Origin of the sequence: Bacillus sp. TH13 (genome assembly GCF_016651175.1) — a bacterium.
Taxonomy (GTDB): domain Bacteria; phylum Bacillota; class Bacilli; order Bacillales; family Bacillaceae_G; genus Bacillus_A; species Bacillus_A thuringiensis_S.
On sequence record NZ_JAEKEJ010000001.1, the window covers coordinates 209,691 to 227,906 of the forward strand.

The following is an 18,216-nucleotide window of genomic DNA, read 5'->3' on the forward strand; positions in this document are numbered from 1 at the left end:
TTTTATTACATACGATTATCATGCCAGAAGTTTAATGGGAAGTGTTCGTTCTCATTATATGCTTCTAATTCATATCCTTTTTCTTTCAGTCCTTTAATAATTCCAGGTACTGCTTTTACCGATTGTGGATGAATATCATGCATAAGGATAACTTCTGTTGGATTTGTAGCACCATGTAGTACGTTCTCTACAATTTTAGCAGATGCAGCATCAACTTGCATTTTGTTATATTTCCAGTCTAAAGAATCAATTGTCCAATCCCAAACCTTTAAGCCATTTTCTACAACTTTGTTGCGAAGAGCTTCGTTTAATCCTGGCATTGATCCGTAAGATGGGCGAGTTAATACTGGTGATTTAGCTAAAACACCAGCGATTAAGCCTTGATCTTCCTTCATTTCATCTACATAATGACCTTCAGTGTAAAGTTTCTTGTAGTTATGAGTCATACTGTGCATCCCAACGTAGTGGCCTTCAGCATCTTCGCGTTTTACAAGATCAGGGAAAGCTTTTACGTTTGAACCAATTAGGAAGAATGTTGCTTTTGCATTTTCTTTCTTTAACATATCTAAAAGCTCAGCTGTGTATTTTCCGGGACCGTCATCAAATGTTAAGTAAGCGACTTTTCTAACTTGTCCGTTATAATGCTTTGGAGCTTCTTTCGGAGCAAGAGATGTTTGAATCTCACTTACAAGTTGAACAGATTTTGCTTCATCCTCTGTACTAGCTAAAGCAGTATGTACTGATCCTAAAGCGGCTTCGTATGTAAATAATACCCCCGCACAAACCAACATAGCCCTTTTTACCAAAGTTGTCATTCGAATTCCATTGTGCATAATTTTCCTTCTCTCTATAAAAGTTCTACTCTACTATATTAGCAATTATAGGTAGGGAAATGCAAAAAAACTTTTTTACAAGTGTAAAAAAGTTTACTCAAAAGTATGCAAGATTTTATATCAATTGCAGTTTTGAAAAATAGGATGAAATTAAACTTTATTATTTAAACTTTCAATCATCAAATTATACTTTCGTATCACTTCATTTTCATTCCAATTATTGATTCGAATATTTTTGTTTTTTATTAAAATATTCGTAAAGAAACAATTACATAAAAAAAGGAGTGGGAATATGAATAATTATATTTGCACTACATGTGGAGTACAGTATCTCGAAAATGAAGAAGCACCTTCTCGTTGTAAAATTTGTAATGAGGAAAGACAATATGTTAATCCAATTGGGCAGTCATGGACAACATTAGAAACAATGCAAAATAGCAATTTATACAAAAACGAAATAATAAAAGAAGAAAGCGGTTTGTATAGCATTACTACTAAACCTAAATTTGCGATTGGACAAACAGCATTTTTAATACAAAGTAAAACTCTAAATGTTATGTGGGATTGCATTAGTTATTTAGATGATAAAACGATACAACGTATATATGATTTAGGTGGTATTCAAGCAATAGCACTTTCTCATCCACATTATTACTCTACACAAGTTAAATGGGCGGAAACATTCAATGTACCTATTTATATTCATGAAGATGATAAAGAGTGGGTGGTTCGTCCGAGTAAGCAAATTAAATTTTGGTCTGGGGAGCATCTGATATTATCGGAAGAACTTATATTGCACCGCTTAGGAGGCCATTTTAAGGGCGGGACTGTTATACATTGGAAAGATGGTAATGAAGGGAAAGGTATTTTGTTATCAGGTGATATTATACAAGTAGTTTCGGATCGAAAATGGGTAAGTTTTATGTATAGTTATCCCAATCTCATTCCATTACCAGCGAATAAAGTTAGAGATATGGCAGAGAAAGTAAAAGATATCCAATTTAGTCGACTATATAATGCATTTCATGGTGTGGTGGAAGATGCGAATAAAGCTGTACAAAGATCTGCTGATCGGTATATAAAGGCCCTGCAAGGAGAACTATTTCATACGTAATAGCTTGTATTTTATCTCTACATTTATATAACTAATTTTATATGAATTTTATACGAAAGTCCTATTGTTTATTAACTAATAGGTCTTTCAACTTAGGAAGCTCACACTAATGAGGGATGTTAAAGGGAATATATGTAACCTATATTAATTACTATAAAGCTTTGGAAAATGAAAAGGAGGAGATTTGCATGAAGAATTGGGTTCAATTTAGAATTGCAAGACCAACAGATAAATTTGAAGAAGTGATAAGTTTTTATGAAACAGGATTAGGACTAAAACGTATAGGGGAATTTCACAATCACGAAGGATATGACGGGGTTATGTTTGGATTACCAGATGAAGAGTATCATTTGGAGTTTACTACACATGTTAATGGAAGTCCATGTCCGGCACCGACAAAAGATAATTTACTAGTTTTTTATATGCCTAATAAAGATGAAATTGAAAAGATAGTGAATCGATTAAGTAATATGGGCTATCATGAGGTGGAACCAGAAAACCCGTATTGGATAGAGAAAGGAACCACAATAGAGGATCCAGATGGTTGGAGAATTGTGCTTATGAATGCAGCTGAATAAGGAAACTATTTTCATATGAAATAGAGTGTAACAAAATGATTTAGACATAAATCCCTGCAGTGTTTGTAGGGATTTTTATATAAGAAAATCTTATTGAGAGAGTTATTAAAATGTAGAAAGTATTTTTGCTAAGAACAAATGTAATAAACATAATTTATGAAGGAGGTATAAAAGTATGATAGTAAACCATTTTGAAGAGTTTTCTAAACATGTTGGAAATACACCTCTCATGAAATTAAAATGCGAAGAAACGAAGAACCTTTCTATCTATGCTAAATGTGAATGGCACAATCCTACAGGATCGATTAAGGATAGGGCAGCACTTGCAATGATTAATAAATATTTACAAGAAGCGGACAAAATACAAAATATTTTAGAGTATAGTGGTGGAAGCTTAGCGAGGTCAATTGGGTGTATTTGTAATTATTTAGGGATTGAATGCACGTTAGTGTTAAGTTCTGCAATTGGTCAATCTCTATTAAATAAACTCGAATATTATGGTGCTAACGTAATCTTAGTTGATAAATGTAAGGGGTTTTACGCTGTAATTGAGAAGGCAATAGAGATTAGCAAACAAAAGCCAGAATTATACTTTTTATTCCAACACTATAATAATGCAAATATAGTAAGTCATATTGAAGGTACAGGGCGAGAAATTATTGCACAAATGATTGGAAAACCAATACATGCATGGGTAGCATCTGCTGGTACTGGTGGAACTCTAATGGGAGTCTATACAGCAATAAAGAATTATACAAAAAATGTTGAACTACATTTAGTAATGCCTGCTGAATTGCCCTATGGCTCGGAACAACCACCAAATGATTTAAAGAAATATGCTGGATCCGGTGGGTTCGGCTTAGGAAGGAAACAACATTTCATAGAACAGGAAGAAAATTTGATAGAAAAACAATGGACTTATTCATATGAAGATACCCTGTATGAAATGGCACGTTTTTATAAAGATACTGGTATAAAAATAGGAACTTCTGCGGCAGCGAATTTATTAGCAGCTAAACAAATTGGGAAAGAAAAAGGTGCGAATTTTAATGTAGTTACAGTTTTTCCGGATGCAGGGTCAATAGAAGAGTGGTCAGATGTAAAAAATTTAGTTGAAAAAATAGGTGATTGAGAGGACCATTAAAAGTTCTTTCGTAGTTTATATCTTATTCTACGCAAAATTGATACCATCAAAAAACTCTATGTTTAACATGTACAGTTTTTTGATGGTGTAGCTGTGCAATCTTTAGAAATTTCACATACCGTATTTTAAAAATAAATATAGGAAAACCGAAAAGTAATGTAGAATATATCGTACATACATATATACAGTCAACATAAAAGATAAAGAGGTGGGTATATGTTACTTGAGGAAGTAATGCAGCAACTAGAGGAATATGGAACAGAACAAAATCGTAAAACGTATAAAAACCACGGAGCGAAAGAGCCACTATTCGGAGTTAGTTTTGCAAATTTAAAATTGTTAAAAAAGAAAATAAAAAAAGATACCGATTTAGCAGTTGAATTGTGGGAAACGAAAAATATGGACGCAATGACATTAGCAACTTATATTTTAGACCCGAAGAATTTAACAACAGAACAGCTTAATAGTTGGGTTCAGGATGTTGATTATTACTGTTTAATGGATGTTTTTATGACATCTATATGTACTTCGCCAATTGCAATAGAAAGAATGGAAGAGTGGACAAAGTCTAATGATGAATGGATTGGAAGAGCTGGCTGGTCTTTGTTAGCAAATATATCGATTAAAAATAAAGCGTTACATGATGGTTTCTTCTCTCCATACTTAGAAGAGATTAAAGAAAATATACATAATGAAAAAAATAGAAAAAAGAAGCGATGAATAGTGCTTTAATCGCAATAGGAATTCGTAATGAAGACTTAGAGCGACAAGCAATTGAAATTGCACGTGAAATTGGAAAAGTAGAGGTTGATCACGGTGCAACATCATGTAAAACACCAGATGCAGAAAGCTATATAAAAAAAGCGAGAGAAAGAGCTGAAAAAAAGAAAGTGAAATAAGAAAAGAGGAACGGCTATGAAACCAATTGAAGCAGCACAAAGCATAATTACATCACAATTTCCGAATTGTGATGTAGCTTTACTCGGTGGAAGCGTTGCACGAGGAGAAGCGACGAAAACATCTGACCTTGATATTGTAATAGTTGACCAAAGTTTAACTTCTTGTTATAGAGAATCTTTCTATAGTAATGGATGGCCTGTTGAGGTGTTTGTTCATAATTTTGAAACATATAAAACCTTTTTCAAAATGGATTGTGATCGAGGGAGACCGTCGTTACCACAATTAGTTTCAGAAGGGATTGCATTAAAAGGGGAAAAGGAAATTGTTGAGAGATTAAAAAAAGAAGCGAATGATTTACTACATAAAGGACCAGCTAAATGGTCCGAAGAAACGATTAAGCAGAAGCGATATTTTATTACGGATACTTTAGATGACTTTATTGGTGCAACAAAAAGAGAAGAAGAATTGTTTATCGCTAATTTATTAGCGGATTTAGTACATGAATATGTATTAAGAGTAAATGGTAAGTGGCTTGGGAGTTCAAAATGGTTTATTAGGGTGGTAAGAAGATATGATGAGCAATATGCAAACAAATTTGTAGCGGCTTTTGATTATTTTTATAAAACGGGAGAGAAAAATGAATTAATTCATTTTATAGAAAAGACGTTAGAACAGTATGGTGGAAGAGTGTTCGAAGGATTTTCTATTGGTAAATAAAAAGGGGAGAGAAAAATGAATGTACCATATGTTCAATTAAGAGAATTGACACTAGATGATGTAGAAGATCGCTATCAATGGTCATTAGATAGAGATGTAACAAAGCATTTAGTCGTACCAGATCAATATCCTCCGTTCACTCGTGGAGATACGAGAAACTGGATTGAAGCTTGTATAAGTCGAAAAAATGGTTATGAACAAAGGGCAATCGTTACTGAGGCAGGTATACATATTGGATGGGTAGACCTTAAAAATTTTGATAAAACAAATAAAAATGCTGAACTAGGAATTGCGATTGGAAATAAAGACTATTGGGGTAAAGGATTTGGAATGGCAGCTCTAAACAGCATGTTACAAATAGGTTTTTCCCAGTTTGAATTGGAGAAAATTTGGTTACGTGTAGATGAAGATAATACACAAGCTAAACAGAGTTATGAAAATGCCGGATTTGTATGCGAAGGGTTAATGAGAAATGATCGATTGAGACAGGGAAAGTTCATTCATCGCTATCGTTACAGTATATTAAAAGAAGAGTATGAATCAAAAAATAATAACCTATAAAAATATTATGTCAATTAAAAAGGGGAAGATAAAATGATTCGATTACTTACAAAAGCGGATGCAAAACAATATTGGGAGTTACGTTTACAAGCATTACAAGTAAATCCAGAAGCATTTATAACGACTTATGAAGAAGCAGTACGTCAAGAAAACCCTCTTGAACGAGTTGCTAGTAATCTTTCATCCAATAGTAGTTTTACATTTGGTGCTTTTAATAATGAAAATCGTTTAGTTGGGGTTGTTACTTTATTAACAGAAGAAAAAGACGCATATAAGCATAAAGGACATATCGTTGCAATGTATGTAGATACTGAAAATCGAAGAAGTGGTCTTGCACGTGATTTAATACGTAAAGCAATTGAAAGGGCAAAAGAGATGAAGCTAGAGCAATTGAATTTAGGGGTTGTGTCAACGAACGAACCAGCAAAACGCTTATATGAATCAATGGGATTTAAAACGTACGGAATTGAAAAAAGGGCTATAAAAATGAATGGTTTGTATAGTGATGATGAACATATGGTGTTGTTCTTTTAAGAGAGGAAGTTTTGTATGAAAGATCTCTATTTAGAAAGAAATATGGACCCTCAAGTAGCGATTTTGTATGCGACGGTTGCTGATACGTTTAATAGATTGCAAAGGCTAGTAGAAGGTACTGAAGAGAACGAACTATCCTATAAAGGGTCTGAAAATAATGAAAATAGTATTGGGCAGTTACTTCAGCATTTAGCAGTTGTCGATTTACATTGGGTGTATCGTTTCAAGGGAGAAGATGTTCCAACAACATTTGAAAATAAATATGGGCCTATGTTGAATGAAGTAGGAGAAATACCGAGTTTAAGAAAATACACGTTGCAAGAGTTAATGCAAGATTATGAAGCAGTGCAAAAATTGTTTTATGAAGAATGTATGAAACTAACAGAAACTGATTTAACGCGGAAAGTTTTGTATGAAAAAGGGGAAAATGCGACTATAAGATGGGGAATATGGCATATAGCAGATCATAATCGGTATCATCAAGCTCATATAAGTCGATTGAGGAAATTATATAGAGCTAGATTACATACAAGTTAAAGATTGTGAATTTTAATTATATTTATTTTGTTGTATAGTATTAGGAAGAAACTAAACAAGGGGTTTTACAATGAAAGCAATTGTTATAGGGATACTGGCATCATTTTTCTTTGCCTTTACCTTTGTTTTAAACCGGGCAATGGACTTAGAAGGTGGAAGCTGGATTTGGAGTGCATCATTACGGTATTATTTTATGGTTCCAATGCTATTACTTATTGTTATGTATAGAGGGAACTTAAAGCAACTCTTTCAATATATGAAAAACAATCCGAAAGAATGGTTAGTATGGAGTATCGTTGGATTTGGTCTCTTTTATGCACCGCTCAGTTTTGCTGGAGCGTTCGGACCAGGTTGGCTCGTTGCATCAACATGGCAAATTACAATTGTTGCAGGGATTTTGTTAACACCATTTTTTGCGGTGGATCCACTACATAAAAAACTTCCGATGAAGGAATTAGTTATGTCGGGCATTATTTTATTCGGTGTTGTTCTCATGCAAGTAGAACATGCTTCTTCATTAGGTATTCGTGAAACCGTTTTATGCGTAGTTCCTGTACTTATTGCAGCATTTGCGTATCCTCTTGGAAATAGAAAAATGATGCAAGTTTGTAAAGGGGAATTAGATGTATTTCAGCGAGTACTCGGTATGACATTAGCAAGTTTACCATTTTGGTTTTTATTATCTGGTTACGAAGTATCAACTGGCGGATTACCGTCAAGTAGCCAAGTTTTTCAATGTTTTATTGTAGCAGTTAGTTCTGGGTTAATCGCGACAATATTATTTTTCTTTGCAACAGATCTTGTGAAAGATGATCCACAAAAACTAGCAACAGTGGAAGCGACGCAGTCAGGTGAAGTTTTATTTGCGCTAGTAGGAGAGCTGATCTGGTTATCTGCACCAATTCCGTCATCTTTATCTTGGGTTGGTATGAGTCTCGTTATTATTGGAATGATACTTCATAGTTATGTGGCTGTCGTTGTAAAAAAAGAAGAAAAAATAACGGCGTAATGAGATTAGCTCTTTTTATTAAGAGTTAGTCTTTTTTCATAGAAAGGGATGAAAATATGAATTTACAGCGTGTTGAACAAATTGAAAAAGATTCAATATTAAATGTGCTACAATATGCCGTCGGTCCAAATGAAATAAGCTTAAAGAAGGCAGTATTATTTTACCAAAGTAATAAAGGGACTTTGTACAAATATGAAGAAAAAGCTTGTATAGGTATTGAAGTAATCGGAGCAACTAAAGCACGAGTATGTCATATAGCAGTGGCTTCAGATTATCGTCAAAAAGGAATTGCACTGCAAATGATTAAAGAGATTGTAAGAATATATCAATTGACTTATATAGAAGCAGAGACAGACGATGGGGCGGTAGAATTTTATAAAAGAATGGGTTTTCAAGTTAAAAGTTTAGGAGAAAAATATACGGGAATCGAAAGATTTCATTGTTATTTGGAAAAATAGTATAAAAATATGCATATGGAGTATAGCTTAAAAAAATAAGATTTACATTTTTCTTCATTTCAAAAACTCTCGCTCATCAATATCTACGATTTTAATAGAGTTTTGAGGCTTCAGTACACCAATATACATATTTTTGTAGTAATGAATATGATTAAGTTAAAAATTAAGAAAAATATGATAATATATTTATATAAAAGTTTAAATTTACGTGGCTAGTGAGGGAACCAATATGAAAATGAATGAAATAGTAGCAAGCACACAATTTCCAAATACAATCGAAACAATAACAAAAGATTTAAAAGCATTAGGAATCGAAAAAGGAATGACAATTATCGTTCATTCATCACTAAGTTCTATCGGATGGATATCTGGTGGTGCGGTTGCCGTAGTAGAAGCATTAATGAAAGTTGTTACGGAAGAAGGAACGATAATAATGCCAACGCAATCTTCGGATTTGTCCGATCCGAAACATTGGTCAAGACCACCTGTACCGGAAGACTGGTGGCAAATTATCCGAGATAACGTCCCTGCATTTGATTCACGTATAACCCCAACAAGGGGAATGGGTGAAATAGTTGAATGTTTTCGTACATATCCGAATGTAGTACGTAGTAATCATCCGTTAGGAAGTTTTGCTGCATGGGGAAAACATGCAGTAGAAATAACAATGAACCATTCATTATCAATGAGCTTTGGAGAAGAATCTCCATTAAGAAAAATATACGATTTAGACGGGTACGTATTATTAATTGGTGTTGGATATGATTCAAATACGTCTGTTCATTTATCCGAGGTGCGTACTGGTGCATGTGAGTTAATACAAGTAGGAGCACCTATTATAGAAAACGGTGAAAGAGTGTGGAAAGAGTTTGTTGAAATGGATTACGAATCTGAGAAGTTTGTAGAAATTGGTGTGGAGTTTGAGCGAAAAGGAACTGTAAAAAACGGGAAGATAGGGAATGCAACGTGTCGTCTAATGAAACAGCGTGATATAGTTGACTTTGGAACAGAATGGTTTCGTAAGAAAAATTAGTAAGGGATGGTTACAATGAAGGGGAAAAAGGTATTAATTACGAGCGGTGGTTGTCTAGAAAAATGGGATCAAGTACGCGGGCATACGAATATGGCTAAAGGTACAATCGGAAGGATAATCGCAGAAGAACTTATAGCTAAAGGGGCACATGTTATATATTTGCACGGTTATTTTGCGGAGAAACCGAGCGATGTACATAGAGGGTTAGAATTACATCCATTTGAAGGAATTGTTGATTTACAAGATAAAATGAAAAGTATCATCACACATGAAAAGGTTGATGCAGTCATTATGGCAGCGGCTGGATCAGATTGGATTGTGGAGAAAATTTGTGATCAAGATGGTAATGTTCTTAATATGGACGGAAAAATTTCAAGTGATATAGCACCGATTATTCACTTTCAAAAGGCTCCAAAAGTATTAAAACAAATAAAAGAATGGGACCCAGAAACAGTACTTGTTGGTTTTAAACTTGAAAGTGATTTAAATGAAGAAGAACTGTTTGAAAGAGCGAAAAATAGAATGAAAGAAGCAAGGGCGAATGTAATGATTGCAAATTCACCACATTCTTTATATTCGCGTGGAGCTGTACATTATGTAATTGGACAGGATGGTAAAGGGAAGTTGTGTAATGGAAAAGATGAAACGGCGAAAGAAATTGTCAAAAGCTTAGAGGTATTATGTAATCGTGTCACTGCTTTTTAAAATTAAGTTTTTAGATAAGAATGAATCCGCATAGTAATAAGTAAGCGAAACTTTAATTGATGGGAATTTTACTTTTACACGAATGTGAAGCGTATATCAATCAAGAGCTATACACAGAATAATTGGTGAGGAGTGGATTCTATGGAACATTTATTAAAGCAAGCTATTAAACTTAGAAACGAAAAGAAATATGCGCAGTCTAAAGAGATGCTTATAGGATTAACAAACTTTACAAAGGATGCAGAAGTACTGTATCAGTGTGCGTGGATACATGATGTAATGGGGCTAGAAACAGAAGCAGTTCCGTATTATGAGCAGGCAATCGCAAATGGACTTGATGGCGAATCCCTTTGCGGTGCTTATATTGGTCTAGGAAGTACATATCGTTGTATAGGGGAATATGAAAAGGCAATTACAGTATTAGAAGCTGGGGTGAAAAAATTCCCAGAGAACGATCCGATGAAAGTATTTTTATCATTAGCAAAATATAACGTAAACGATCACGAGTCAGCGATGAAATTATTACTTGAAACTGTCGTGAAAGTAGAGGAAGTAAAAGAATTTGAACGTGCCATTTCATTTTATAAAGACCACTTAAATGAGGTTATTAAATAAAGGAGTGAACGTATGAATGTTACACTATCGCGAAGGCGAAAAGGTATTTGGATTGGACTCGTCTCTTTAATTATGCTATCAAACTATTTATTGTATGCTCTTCCAATAGTACCAGCTGCGCCGAAAGAAGTTGTACTTGGGTCATTATTAGATTGCATGTTTGTCATTCCAATCATCACGTATTTCTTCATTATTCGAAAAAGGTACTCGTTAACGTATATAGTTCCTGTTGTAATAGCTGGTTATATTTTTGCAAGATTTATTATTCCAAGTGACTATTTACAAGATTTTTCATACGTTTCTTATATTATAGTTGCAGGAGAAATTGCTTTTGTATGTTTAGAGTTATTCCTTCTATATAAAATTGTTAGAAAGCTTCCTACCATAATAAAAAAATATAAAGAATATAAAAGTGAGTACTCTTCATTTTCTTATGCAATTGATGCTGCGTTTGACGCTACTATGAAAAGAAATAAATTAATAGATATCATTGTAACGGAGTGTAAGTTAATCTATTATGCATTTTTATCGTGGCGTGAAAAAGTACCAGAAGGTGAATACGTATACTCATATCACAAAAAGACTGGTGCAATAGGTGTATATATCATGATCATCCATGCGACCTTAATAGAAAGTATTGGTTTTCATTATTTGCTACACCAGTGGAATCCAGTAATAGCATGGATTTTACTTATTTTAAATGTATACGCGATGATTTATTTTATAGCTGAAATACAAGCGATGCGTAAAAATCCACTTAACGTAACAGAAGAACAAGTAATCATTCAAATTGGATTAGGAAAGAAAATTGTTATACCATTTACACAAATTGATAATATTGCGTTCTACAAGGGTGATGAATTGCTAACGGCAAAAGAAGGGAAACAGGTATTGGATGCAACTGTTATGGAGTTCATAAAAGAACCTGCTACTTTTGAAATAACATTAAAAGAGCCAGTGAAAGCACAGTTGTTATATGGATTTTCTAAAACAGTAAGTCGTGTGCACTTAAATGTTGATGAAGAACGAAAATTTTATGATGCGGTTAAGGAAAAGTTAAAACATGAGTAATAGTGCTGTTAGTTACATAAAAACAAATAAGCTTCCGTTAGAAGTGAAAAAATATGAAACATGGATAGTGAAAAACTCTTTCTAAATAAGAAGGAGTTTTTCTTGTGTACTTGTATAAATCATTATATAAAAAACTATATACTTCTTTATCGTTAGATAAGTGGATATAATTGAGGATAGAACTAGTATAAGGGGAAACAAAATAATGAATAAGTTACTTACATCGAAAAGTGAAATTATAGAAAGAAAAATCCGGTATAACTCAACGATAGTAGATCACAATTGCTTATTACTTGAAAAGCAATCACAAAGTATCGTTTTATTTCACGAGGTGCAGTATTCATTTACAATGACTGCAAAAGATACTAAGTTAACAATCCCAAAAGGGAGTTATACAATCGCATATTACTGGAAAGATCGTTCGTACAATTTATACGTTTGGAGAGATATAAAAGGAAATTATTTAGGTTCCTATTTTAATATCGTAAAAAACACACAAATAAAAGACGAAGTGGTTTCCTTCGAAGATTTAATCATCGATATTATGGTACTTCCAAATGGAGAATACTTCATATTAGATGAGGATGAATTACCAGAACCATTAGGAAATTTCGAAGGTGGTTATGTGAAGGAAGCTCTTTATGGACTGAAAGAAATCATTCAAAAAGAGCTTCCACAAATAGTTTTGGAGACAGCCAGGGCGCAGAAGAACTAAAATTTAATTACATAAATATTTTGAATGGAAATGAGTAGTCTCAAGTTATATGATCTAACTTTTTTGATAAATCTAAGGTTAGTAGCATATTTCTTGAGATTACTTTTTTTGTAGAAATTTCGTTGCTTAGTTATTAAATTGATTTTAAATTTATGAAATAAGATTGACTGAATCAAGTTCAGTCGTTTATGATTGAATCAGATTCAGTCGCAAGAAAAAAATAGGAGATGACCTATGAAAAGAATATCAAAAGAACCAGATATAAGACGGCAAGAGTTAATGGATATTGGTTTTGAACTATATATGAAAAATGGTATGAAAGGATTTGGCATAAAAGATGTTGTGAATCATGCAGGTGTAGCAACGGGCTTATTTTATTATTACTTCAAGTCTAAAGAGAATTTTGTTGATGAAGTTTTAAATGACTGTATTGTGAAAAATATGGAGTTAATTGAAGAAATACTTGTTTCAAATGAACGGTCTGTCATGCAAAAGATGAAAGATTCACTAGATATATTTTGGACATTTATTGAAAAGTTAGCACCCTATAAAAATGTGAGTTCGTTTCAGACGGAACAACATTTTCAACTGGAACAGAAATTATTCACACGTATGCAACCGTTAATTAGACAAGTAATTGAAGAGGGAGTAAACATAGGGTTTTTTTATACTGATAACTCATTATTAGCTTCTGGGTTTATTCTATACGGTCTTAGCAGTATTGCTCATTCAGAAGTAAAATTGAATCTAGATACAAAACATGAAATGGTTAATTTAGTATTAACTACACTACGATACAATCAAAAGGAAGGAGAAAGTTTATGAAAATTATTATCGATGGAAATAATATCTCACAAGAGCAACTTATAAAATGGAAAAGAGAACGGATAAAAAAAGTATTATATACATTAGGACATAAAGAGCCTGAAATAAATGATATAGACGTCATGATAAAACAGCTAACGGAAATAAAGTTGCGATATACATACAATGAAGTGTACGAAAAGTTGAAATCAAAACTTAGATTAAGTGCAATAGGTATGCGTATCTGTACTCTTTTATCTGGTGATAGACGAAAATTTTCAAAAACTAGTATTTATTTAGATGGGATTACAGCAGAAGTAGCTATACATGGAATTGATAGTTTGATGCTTGAACAATCACGTGAAAATAACAAAGTGAATTTATCTGCTTGTCCTGATCACTATGTACTAAGACCCTTTGGGGAAAATGAATTAGAGGTTATCGAAACTACTGGTAATTCTCCGTTTCCAGTTCAATTTTTCATTGTTTTTGGTGACGAAACCGGATTAAAAACACCGAGAGATAAATCTTATCAATACCAATCAACAGGTGTTGCACGTATGAAAGATGGTACTACTATTGGTGGAGTTCGACATCAATTTAAAGATACTGATACAGGGATAGAAGTAAGTCTAGTTGTTGAGTTCCCAGCCCTTTGTCCTAATAGCCTAATTAAATCCCATCAAATGCATTTAGCATGTGAGTTTTCTTATTGGTTACAGTGGATTAAAGATCAGAAGAAATAGTAAGTAAATGATATCGTTCAAATAAACAACAGTAAAAATGTTCAAACGAATCATATGTATGTTTTGATAAAACCTAGTTGACTTATCGGAAATATTTGTATAATATGTACTTAATTCCATAACGTATTGCTGATTGGAGAAACCAAAGGCATTTTATCTGTTGATAAAATGCCTTTGGTTTTTTTATTGCACAAATACTGAATCTGTTCATTTATATGAATCATTTTAAGGAGGGGAAGAAATGACTGTTTCAATTGATGGGGTATCAAAATATTTTTTGAAACAAACTGGTACTGTTCAAGTATTAGAGAATATTAATTTTCAATTAGAGAAAGGGGATTTTGTTACAGTAATTGGTCCGAGTGGGTGTGGAAAAAGTACATTACTAAAAATTGTTGCAGGTCTAGATAATGATTTTGAAGGTGAAGTTGTTATTGACGGGGAGTCTATCTTAAAACCGAGTAAGAAACAAGGTTTTATTTTTCAAGAACATAGGCTTTTTCCATGGTTAACAGTTGAAGAAAATATAGCGGCAGATTTGTCGTTAAAAGATAAGTATGTGAAAGATAAGGTGAGAGAATGGGTTGAAATCGTTCGGTTAGATGGCTTTGAAAAATCGTATCCGAAAGAAATTTCAGGCGGGATGTCACAACGTGTTGCGATAGCGAGAGCGTTATTAAGAGATCCAAATGTATTATTACTTGATGAACCTTTTGGAGCGCTAGATGCTTTTACTCGAAGTCATTTGCAAGAAGTATTGCTAAATATTTGGGAGCAGAAGAAAACAACAATGATATTCGTTACACATGATATAGACGAAGCGATATATCTTTCAAACCGAATCATCATTATGAGTGCAAAGCTTGGAAAAATACATAAAGTAATTGAAAATAATTTGCCTTATCCGCGAAATAAAACTTCTCAATCGTTCCAACAACTTCGAACGAAAGTATTACAGCAGTTTGAATATGGAGGATTGATTCAAACAAGTATATAGGAAAAGGGTGATTTTATATGTATAAAAAATTTAAAGTTCTTTCTTTTGCTTTAGCTATATCAGTATGTTTATTAGGATGTGAAAAAAGTACAGCAAGTAGTAAGAAAGAAGATGTAACAATACAAATTGGTATACAACAAGGATTAAGCCCGCTATTACTAGCAAAGAAAAAGGGGTGGTTTGAAGAGGAGTTTAAAAAAGAAGGAGTTAAAGTGAAATGGACAGAGTTCCAAAGTGGACCTCCTTATTTTGAAGCAATCGCATCAAACCGATTAGACTTTGGTGAAGTAGGGAATTCTCCAGTCATTTCAGCGCAAGCAGCAGGTATTGGATTTACCGAAATCGCCAATACAAGTTATGCGAGAAAAGGAACTGGAATTCTTGTTCAAAAAGATAGCAAGATTGCGAGTGTAAAAGAGTTAAAAGGTAAAAAAATTGCAGTAGCAAAAGGAAGTAGTGCTTTTAATTTATTGTATCGAGCACTTGATAAAGAAGGGATTGATTCAAAAGATGTAAATGTCATTCAATTACAACCAGATGAAGCGCAGCCTGCATTCGAATCAGGATCAGTAGATGCATGGGCGATTTGGGACCCTTTCATATCATTACATACGTTAAATAAAGGTGCGAAGGTGATTGCAGACGGTGAAACATTAAATGCCTCTTCACCAGAATTTTTAATTACGAGAACAAAATTTGCGAAAGAACATCCAGAATTAGTTGAGAAATTCCTCAAAGTTTATGAGAAAGCACGTGTATGGCAAGATGCTAACTTAGATGAAGCAATAAAAGTATATACTTCTGTAAAAAAGATAGATGCGGAGATCGTAAAAGAAGTGTTTAATCACGACAAACCAATTTTAGTTCCGGTAACGAAGGAAATAATAGCAGAACAACAAAAGACAGCGGATTTTCAATATAAGCTCGGTTCTATAAAGAAAGAAATTAAGACGGAAAAAGTTGTAGATAATTCTTTCGTAGAAAAAGCATTGAAAGCGAAGTGAAAAGAGGTTTTGTAAAGTGGAAAATACGAAAGCTGTTATTAAACCAACGAGTATAACGATTGAGAAAAACAGCGTCAAGAAGGTGCGAAAGTTAAATGTAAAGGTTTTAGTAAGGGCGATTACTATACCGGTTATTATATTAATAATTTGGCAGTTGGCTGGCGTATTCGGTCTTGTTTCTAAAACAGTTTTACCAACACCATTAGATATTTTTCTAGCTTTCCAAGAGCTTATTAAAACAGGAGAGTTATTCGGCCATTTAAGTATTAGTGTATTCAGGGCTGCGGCTGGTTTCTTTATTGGTGGGGGCTTAGGAATCATTTTAGGAACGATTGTTGGATTTTCAACGAGAAGTGAGCAATATTTAGATCCATCTGTGCAAATGTTAAGAACTGTACCTCATTTAGCTGTTGCGCCGCTTTTCGTATTATGGTTCGGTTTTGGTGAAACATCGAAAGTGCTATTAATTGCAGATGGTGCATTTTTTCCTTTATACGTAAACGCATTTTTAGGTATTAGAGGTGTGGATTCAAAGTTATTTGATGTTGCGAGAGTGTTAGAGTTTAGTAAAAGAAAATTAATCACGAAACTAATTTTACCAGCCGCATTGCCTAACCTTTTACTAGGAGCAAGGTTATCGTTAGGTGTTGCATGGGTGAGTTTAGTAGTAGCAGAACTTATGGGGTCTACAGAAGGTATTGGCTATATGATTATGGATGCAAGGCAATTTTCAAATACAGATATCGTATTTGTCGGCATAATTATCTTTGCATTTGTTGGGAAGTTTTCTGACTCTCTTGTACGTTTACTAGAAGTGAAGTTTTTAAGATGGCGAGATAATTTTAAAGGTGAGACTGGGAATTAACATATAAATTATTAGGGGTAATTTATATAGAATGTGTTAGTATACGTTTCAAAATAAATAAGGGGTGTGTAAAGGTATGGAATTATTATGGTTTATTCCGGCTTATGGAGATGGTCGATATTTAGGAACGACAAAACGAGGAAGAGCAGCTGAATATGGTTATTATAAGCAAGTTGCTGCGGCAGCTGATTATTTAGGATATACGGGTGTTTTACTTCCAACTGGTCAAGGGTGTGAAGACCCTTGGGTGTTAGCTTCAGCTCTTGCTGCTGAAACAGAAAAACTAAAATTTTTAGTAGCAGTGAGACCAGGACTAATGTCCCCTACAGTTGCAGCGAGGATGGCATCTACATTTGATAGAATTTCAGATGGGAGACTGCTTATTAATGTAGTAGCTGGAGGAGATCCAGTTGAACTACAAGGAGATGGATTATATCTTGATCATGATGAAAGATATGAAGCAGCGGATGAATTTTTAAAAGTTTGGAAATCGACATTGCAAGGTGAAACGATCTCTTTAGAAGGAAAACATATTAAAGTTACAGATAGTAAAGTGGTATTCCCACCAGTTCAAACGCCATATCCTCCTGTATATTTCGGAGGATCATCAGCTGCTGGAAAAGAAGTAGCAGCTGAACATAGTGATGTATATTTAACGTGGGGAGAGCCACCAGAGCAAGTGAAAGAGAAAATAGAAGAAGTAAGAAAACTTGCAGAAGAGAAGGGACGTAAGCTGCGATTTGGCATTAGATTACACGTAATTGTAAGAGAAACAGAAGAAGAAGCATGGGAAGAGGCAGAACGTTTAATTCAATATGTAGATAACGAAACAATTGAGCTTGCTCAAAAAACATTTGCAAGATATGATTCAGTTGGACAAAAACGAATGACACATTTAAATAAAGGAACAAGGAAATCATTAGAGATAAGCCCTAATTTATGGGCCGGAATCGGACTTGTAAGAGGTGGGGCAGGTACTGCACTTGTAGGCGATCCGCATACAGTAGCAGAAAGGATAAAAGAATATGAATCGTTAGGAATTGATACGTTTGTTTTATCAGGATATCCGCATTTAGAAGAAGCGTATGAAGTGGCAGAATTGTTATTTCCATTATTGAAAGACGAGAAGAAAAAAGAAAATAAAATTGTTGGTGAAATGATTGCTGATGCATATGCATTAAAAAAATAGTGAGAAAAAACCCGCAAGTTATTCGCTTGCGGGTTTTCATCGTAAATTATTAGAAAATATGGTAAAATTAAAGGGTAACTTAAGGTG

21 protein-coding genes and 1 pseudogene are annotated in these 18,216 nt (G+C 33.8%); 21 read left to right on the forward strand and 1 reads right to left on the reverse strand.

Going from position 1 to position 18,216, the window contains the following annotated elements:
• Positions 1–5 precede the first annotated feature (5 nt).
• Positions 6–833, reverse strand: coding sequence for a peptidoglycan-N-acetylglucosamine deacetylase (locus JFU02_RS01050; protein ID WP_201069441.1), 828 nt, complete (start codon positions 831–833; stop codon positions 6–8).
• A gap of 292 nt (positions 834–1,125) precedes the next feature.
• On the opposite strand from JFU02_RS01050, the gene JFU02_RS01055 reads away from it, so the two are divergent.
• The 21 genes and pseudogenes from JFU02_RS01055 to ssuD all read left to right on the forward strand — a co-directional run bounded on the left by JFU02_RS01055 (position 1,126) and on the right by ssuD (position 18,129).
• Positions 1,126–1,947 (forward strand): MBL fold metallo-hydrolase, encoded by an 822-nt coding sequence (locus tag JFU02_RS01055; RefSeq protein ID WP_061666519.1) that lies wholly within the window; start codon positions 1,126–1,128, stop codon positions 1,945–1,947.
• A gap of 188 nt (positions 1,948–2,135) precedes the next feature.
• On the forward strand, positions 2,136–2,525 hold the full coding sequence (locus tag JFU02_RS01060) for a VOC family protein (RefSeq protein WP_000800669.1): 390 nt from the start codon (positions 2,136–2,138) through the stop codon (positions 2,523–2,525).
• Between the two features lie 175 nt (positions 2,526–2,700).
• Positions 2,701–3,657 carry a PLP-dependent cysteine synthase family protein gene (locus tag JFU02_RS01065; protein WP_086407429.1) on the forward strand — a complete coding sequence of 319 codons (957 nt, stop codon included), beginning with the start codon at positions 2,701–2,703 and terminating at the stop codon, positions 3,655–3,657.
• Between the two features lie 228 nt (positions 3,658–3,885).
• A pseudogene (locus JFU02_RS01070) lies at positions 3,886–4,568 on the forward strand (DNA alkylation repair protein).
• 16 nt (positions 4,569–4,584) lie between these two features.
• Positions 4,585–5,286: a nucleotidyltransferase domain-containing protein gene (locus tag JFU02_RS01075; RefSeq protein ID WP_201069442.1), complete on the forward strand. Its 702-nt coding sequence runs from the start codon at positions 4,585–4,587 to the stop codon at positions 5,284–5,286.
• Positions 5,287–5,301: 15 nt separating this feature from the next.
• A complete protein-coding gene (locus JFU02_RS01080; RefSeq protein ID WP_097960194.1) occupies positions 5,302–5,847 on the forward strand; it encodes a GNAT family N-acetyltransferase in 546 nt (181 codons plus the stop codon).
• 33 nt (positions 5,848–5,880) lie between these two features.
• Positions 5,881–6,381, forward strand: a complete 501-nt coding sequence (locus tag JFU02_RS01085; RefSeq protein WP_086407433.1) for a GNAT family N-acetyltransferase — start codon at positions 5,881–5,883, stop codon at positions 6,379–6,381.
• A gap of 15 nt (positions 6,382–6,396) precedes the next feature.
• The gene (locus JFU02_RS01090) at positions 6,397–6,918 is read left to right on the forward strand and encodes a DinB family protein (RefSeq protein WP_000654221.1); all 522 of its coding nucleotides are present in this window, start codon (positions 6,397–6,399) and stop codon (positions 6,916–6,918) included.
• A 70-nt stretch (positions 6,919–6,988) separates the two neighbouring features.
• Entirely contained in the window at positions 6,989–7,927 is a 939-nt protein-coding gene (locus JFU02_RS01095; RefSeq protein WP_016081194.1) for a DMT family transporter, read from the forward strand.
• A 56-nt stretch (positions 7,928–7,983) separates the two neighbouring features.
• Positions 7,984–8,385, forward strand: coding sequence for a GNAT family N-acetyltransferase (locus JFU02_RS01100; protein WP_016081195.1), 402 nt, complete (start codon positions 7,984–7,986; stop codon positions 8,383–8,385).
• A gap of 229 nt (positions 8,386–8,614) precedes the next feature.
• The gene (locus tag JFU02_RS01105; RefSeq protein ID WP_000783341.1) at positions 8,615–9,418 is read left to right on the forward strand and encodes an AAC(3) family N-acetyltransferase; all 804 of its coding nucleotides are present in this window, start codon (positions 8,615–8,617) and stop codon (positions 9,416–9,418) included.
• A gap of 15 nt (positions 9,419–9,433) precedes the next feature.
• Entirely contained in the window at positions 9,434–10,123 is a 690-nt protein-coding gene (locus JFU02_RS01110) for a phosphopantothenoylcysteine decarboxylase domain-containing protein (RefSeq protein WP_016081196.1), read from the forward strand.
• Positions 10,124–10,264: 141 nt separating this feature from the next.
• Positions 10,265–10,738, forward strand: coding sequence for a tetratricopeptide repeat protein (locus JFU02_RS01115; protein ID WP_142337868.1), 474 nt, complete (start codon positions 10,265–10,267; stop codon positions 10,736–10,738).
• A 12-nt stretch (positions 10,739–10,750) separates the two neighbouring features.
• Positions 10,751–11,809, forward strand: a complete 1,059-nt coding sequence (locus JFU02_RS01120) for a hypothetical protein (RefSeq protein ID WP_023522255.1) — start codon at positions 10,751–10,753, stop codon at positions 11,807–11,809.
• 205 nt (positions 11,810–12,014) lie between these two features.
• A complete protein-coding gene (locus JFU02_RS01125) occupies positions 12,015–12,524 on the forward strand; it encodes a ribonuclease FAU-1 family protein (protein ID WP_201069443.1) in 510 nt (169 codons plus the stop codon).
• 234 nt (positions 12,525–12,758) lie between these two features.
• Complete coding sequence (locus JFU02_RS01130; RefSeq protein ID WP_201069444.1) at positions 12,759–13,349, forward strand: TetR/AcrR family transcriptional regulator; 591 nt, start codon at positions 12,759–12,761, stop codon at positions 13,347–13,349.
• A complete protein-coding gene (locus tag JFU02_RS01135; protein ID WP_061666544.1) occupies positions 13,346–14,074 on the forward strand; it encodes a hypothetical protein in 729 nt (242 codons plus the stop codon). The genes JFU02_RS01130 and JFU02_RS01135 overlap by 4 nt, the downstream gene beginning before the upstream one ends.
• A gap of 241 nt (positions 14,075–14,315) precedes the next feature.
• Complete coding sequence (locus tag JFU02_RS01140; protein WP_061666547.1) at positions 14,316–15,071, forward strand: ABC transporter ATP-binding protein; 756 nt, start codon at positions 14,316–14,318, stop codon at positions 15,069–15,071.
• Positions 15,072–15,088: 17 nt separating this feature from the next.
• On the forward strand, positions 15,089–16,075 hold the full coding sequence (locus JFU02_RS01145) for an aliphatic sulfonate ABC transporter substrate-binding protein (protein WP_097888510.1): 987 nt from the start codon (positions 15,089–15,091) through the stop codon (positions 16,073–16,075).
• Between the two features lie 16 nt (positions 16,076–16,091).
• Positions 16,092–16,940 (forward strand): ABC transporter permease, encoded by an 849-nt coding sequence (locus JFU02_RS01150; protein ID WP_086407439.1) that lies wholly within the window; start codon positions 16,092–16,094, stop codon positions 16,938–16,940.
• 76 nt (positions 16,941–17,016) lie between these two features.
• Positions 17,017–18,129, forward strand: a complete 1,113-nt coding sequence (gene ssuD / locus JFU02_RS01155; protein WP_098318091.1) for an FMNH2-dependent alkanesulfonate monooxygenase — start codon at positions 17,017–17,019, stop codon at positions 18,127–18,129.
• Positions 18,130–18,216: the final 87 nt, after the last annotated feature.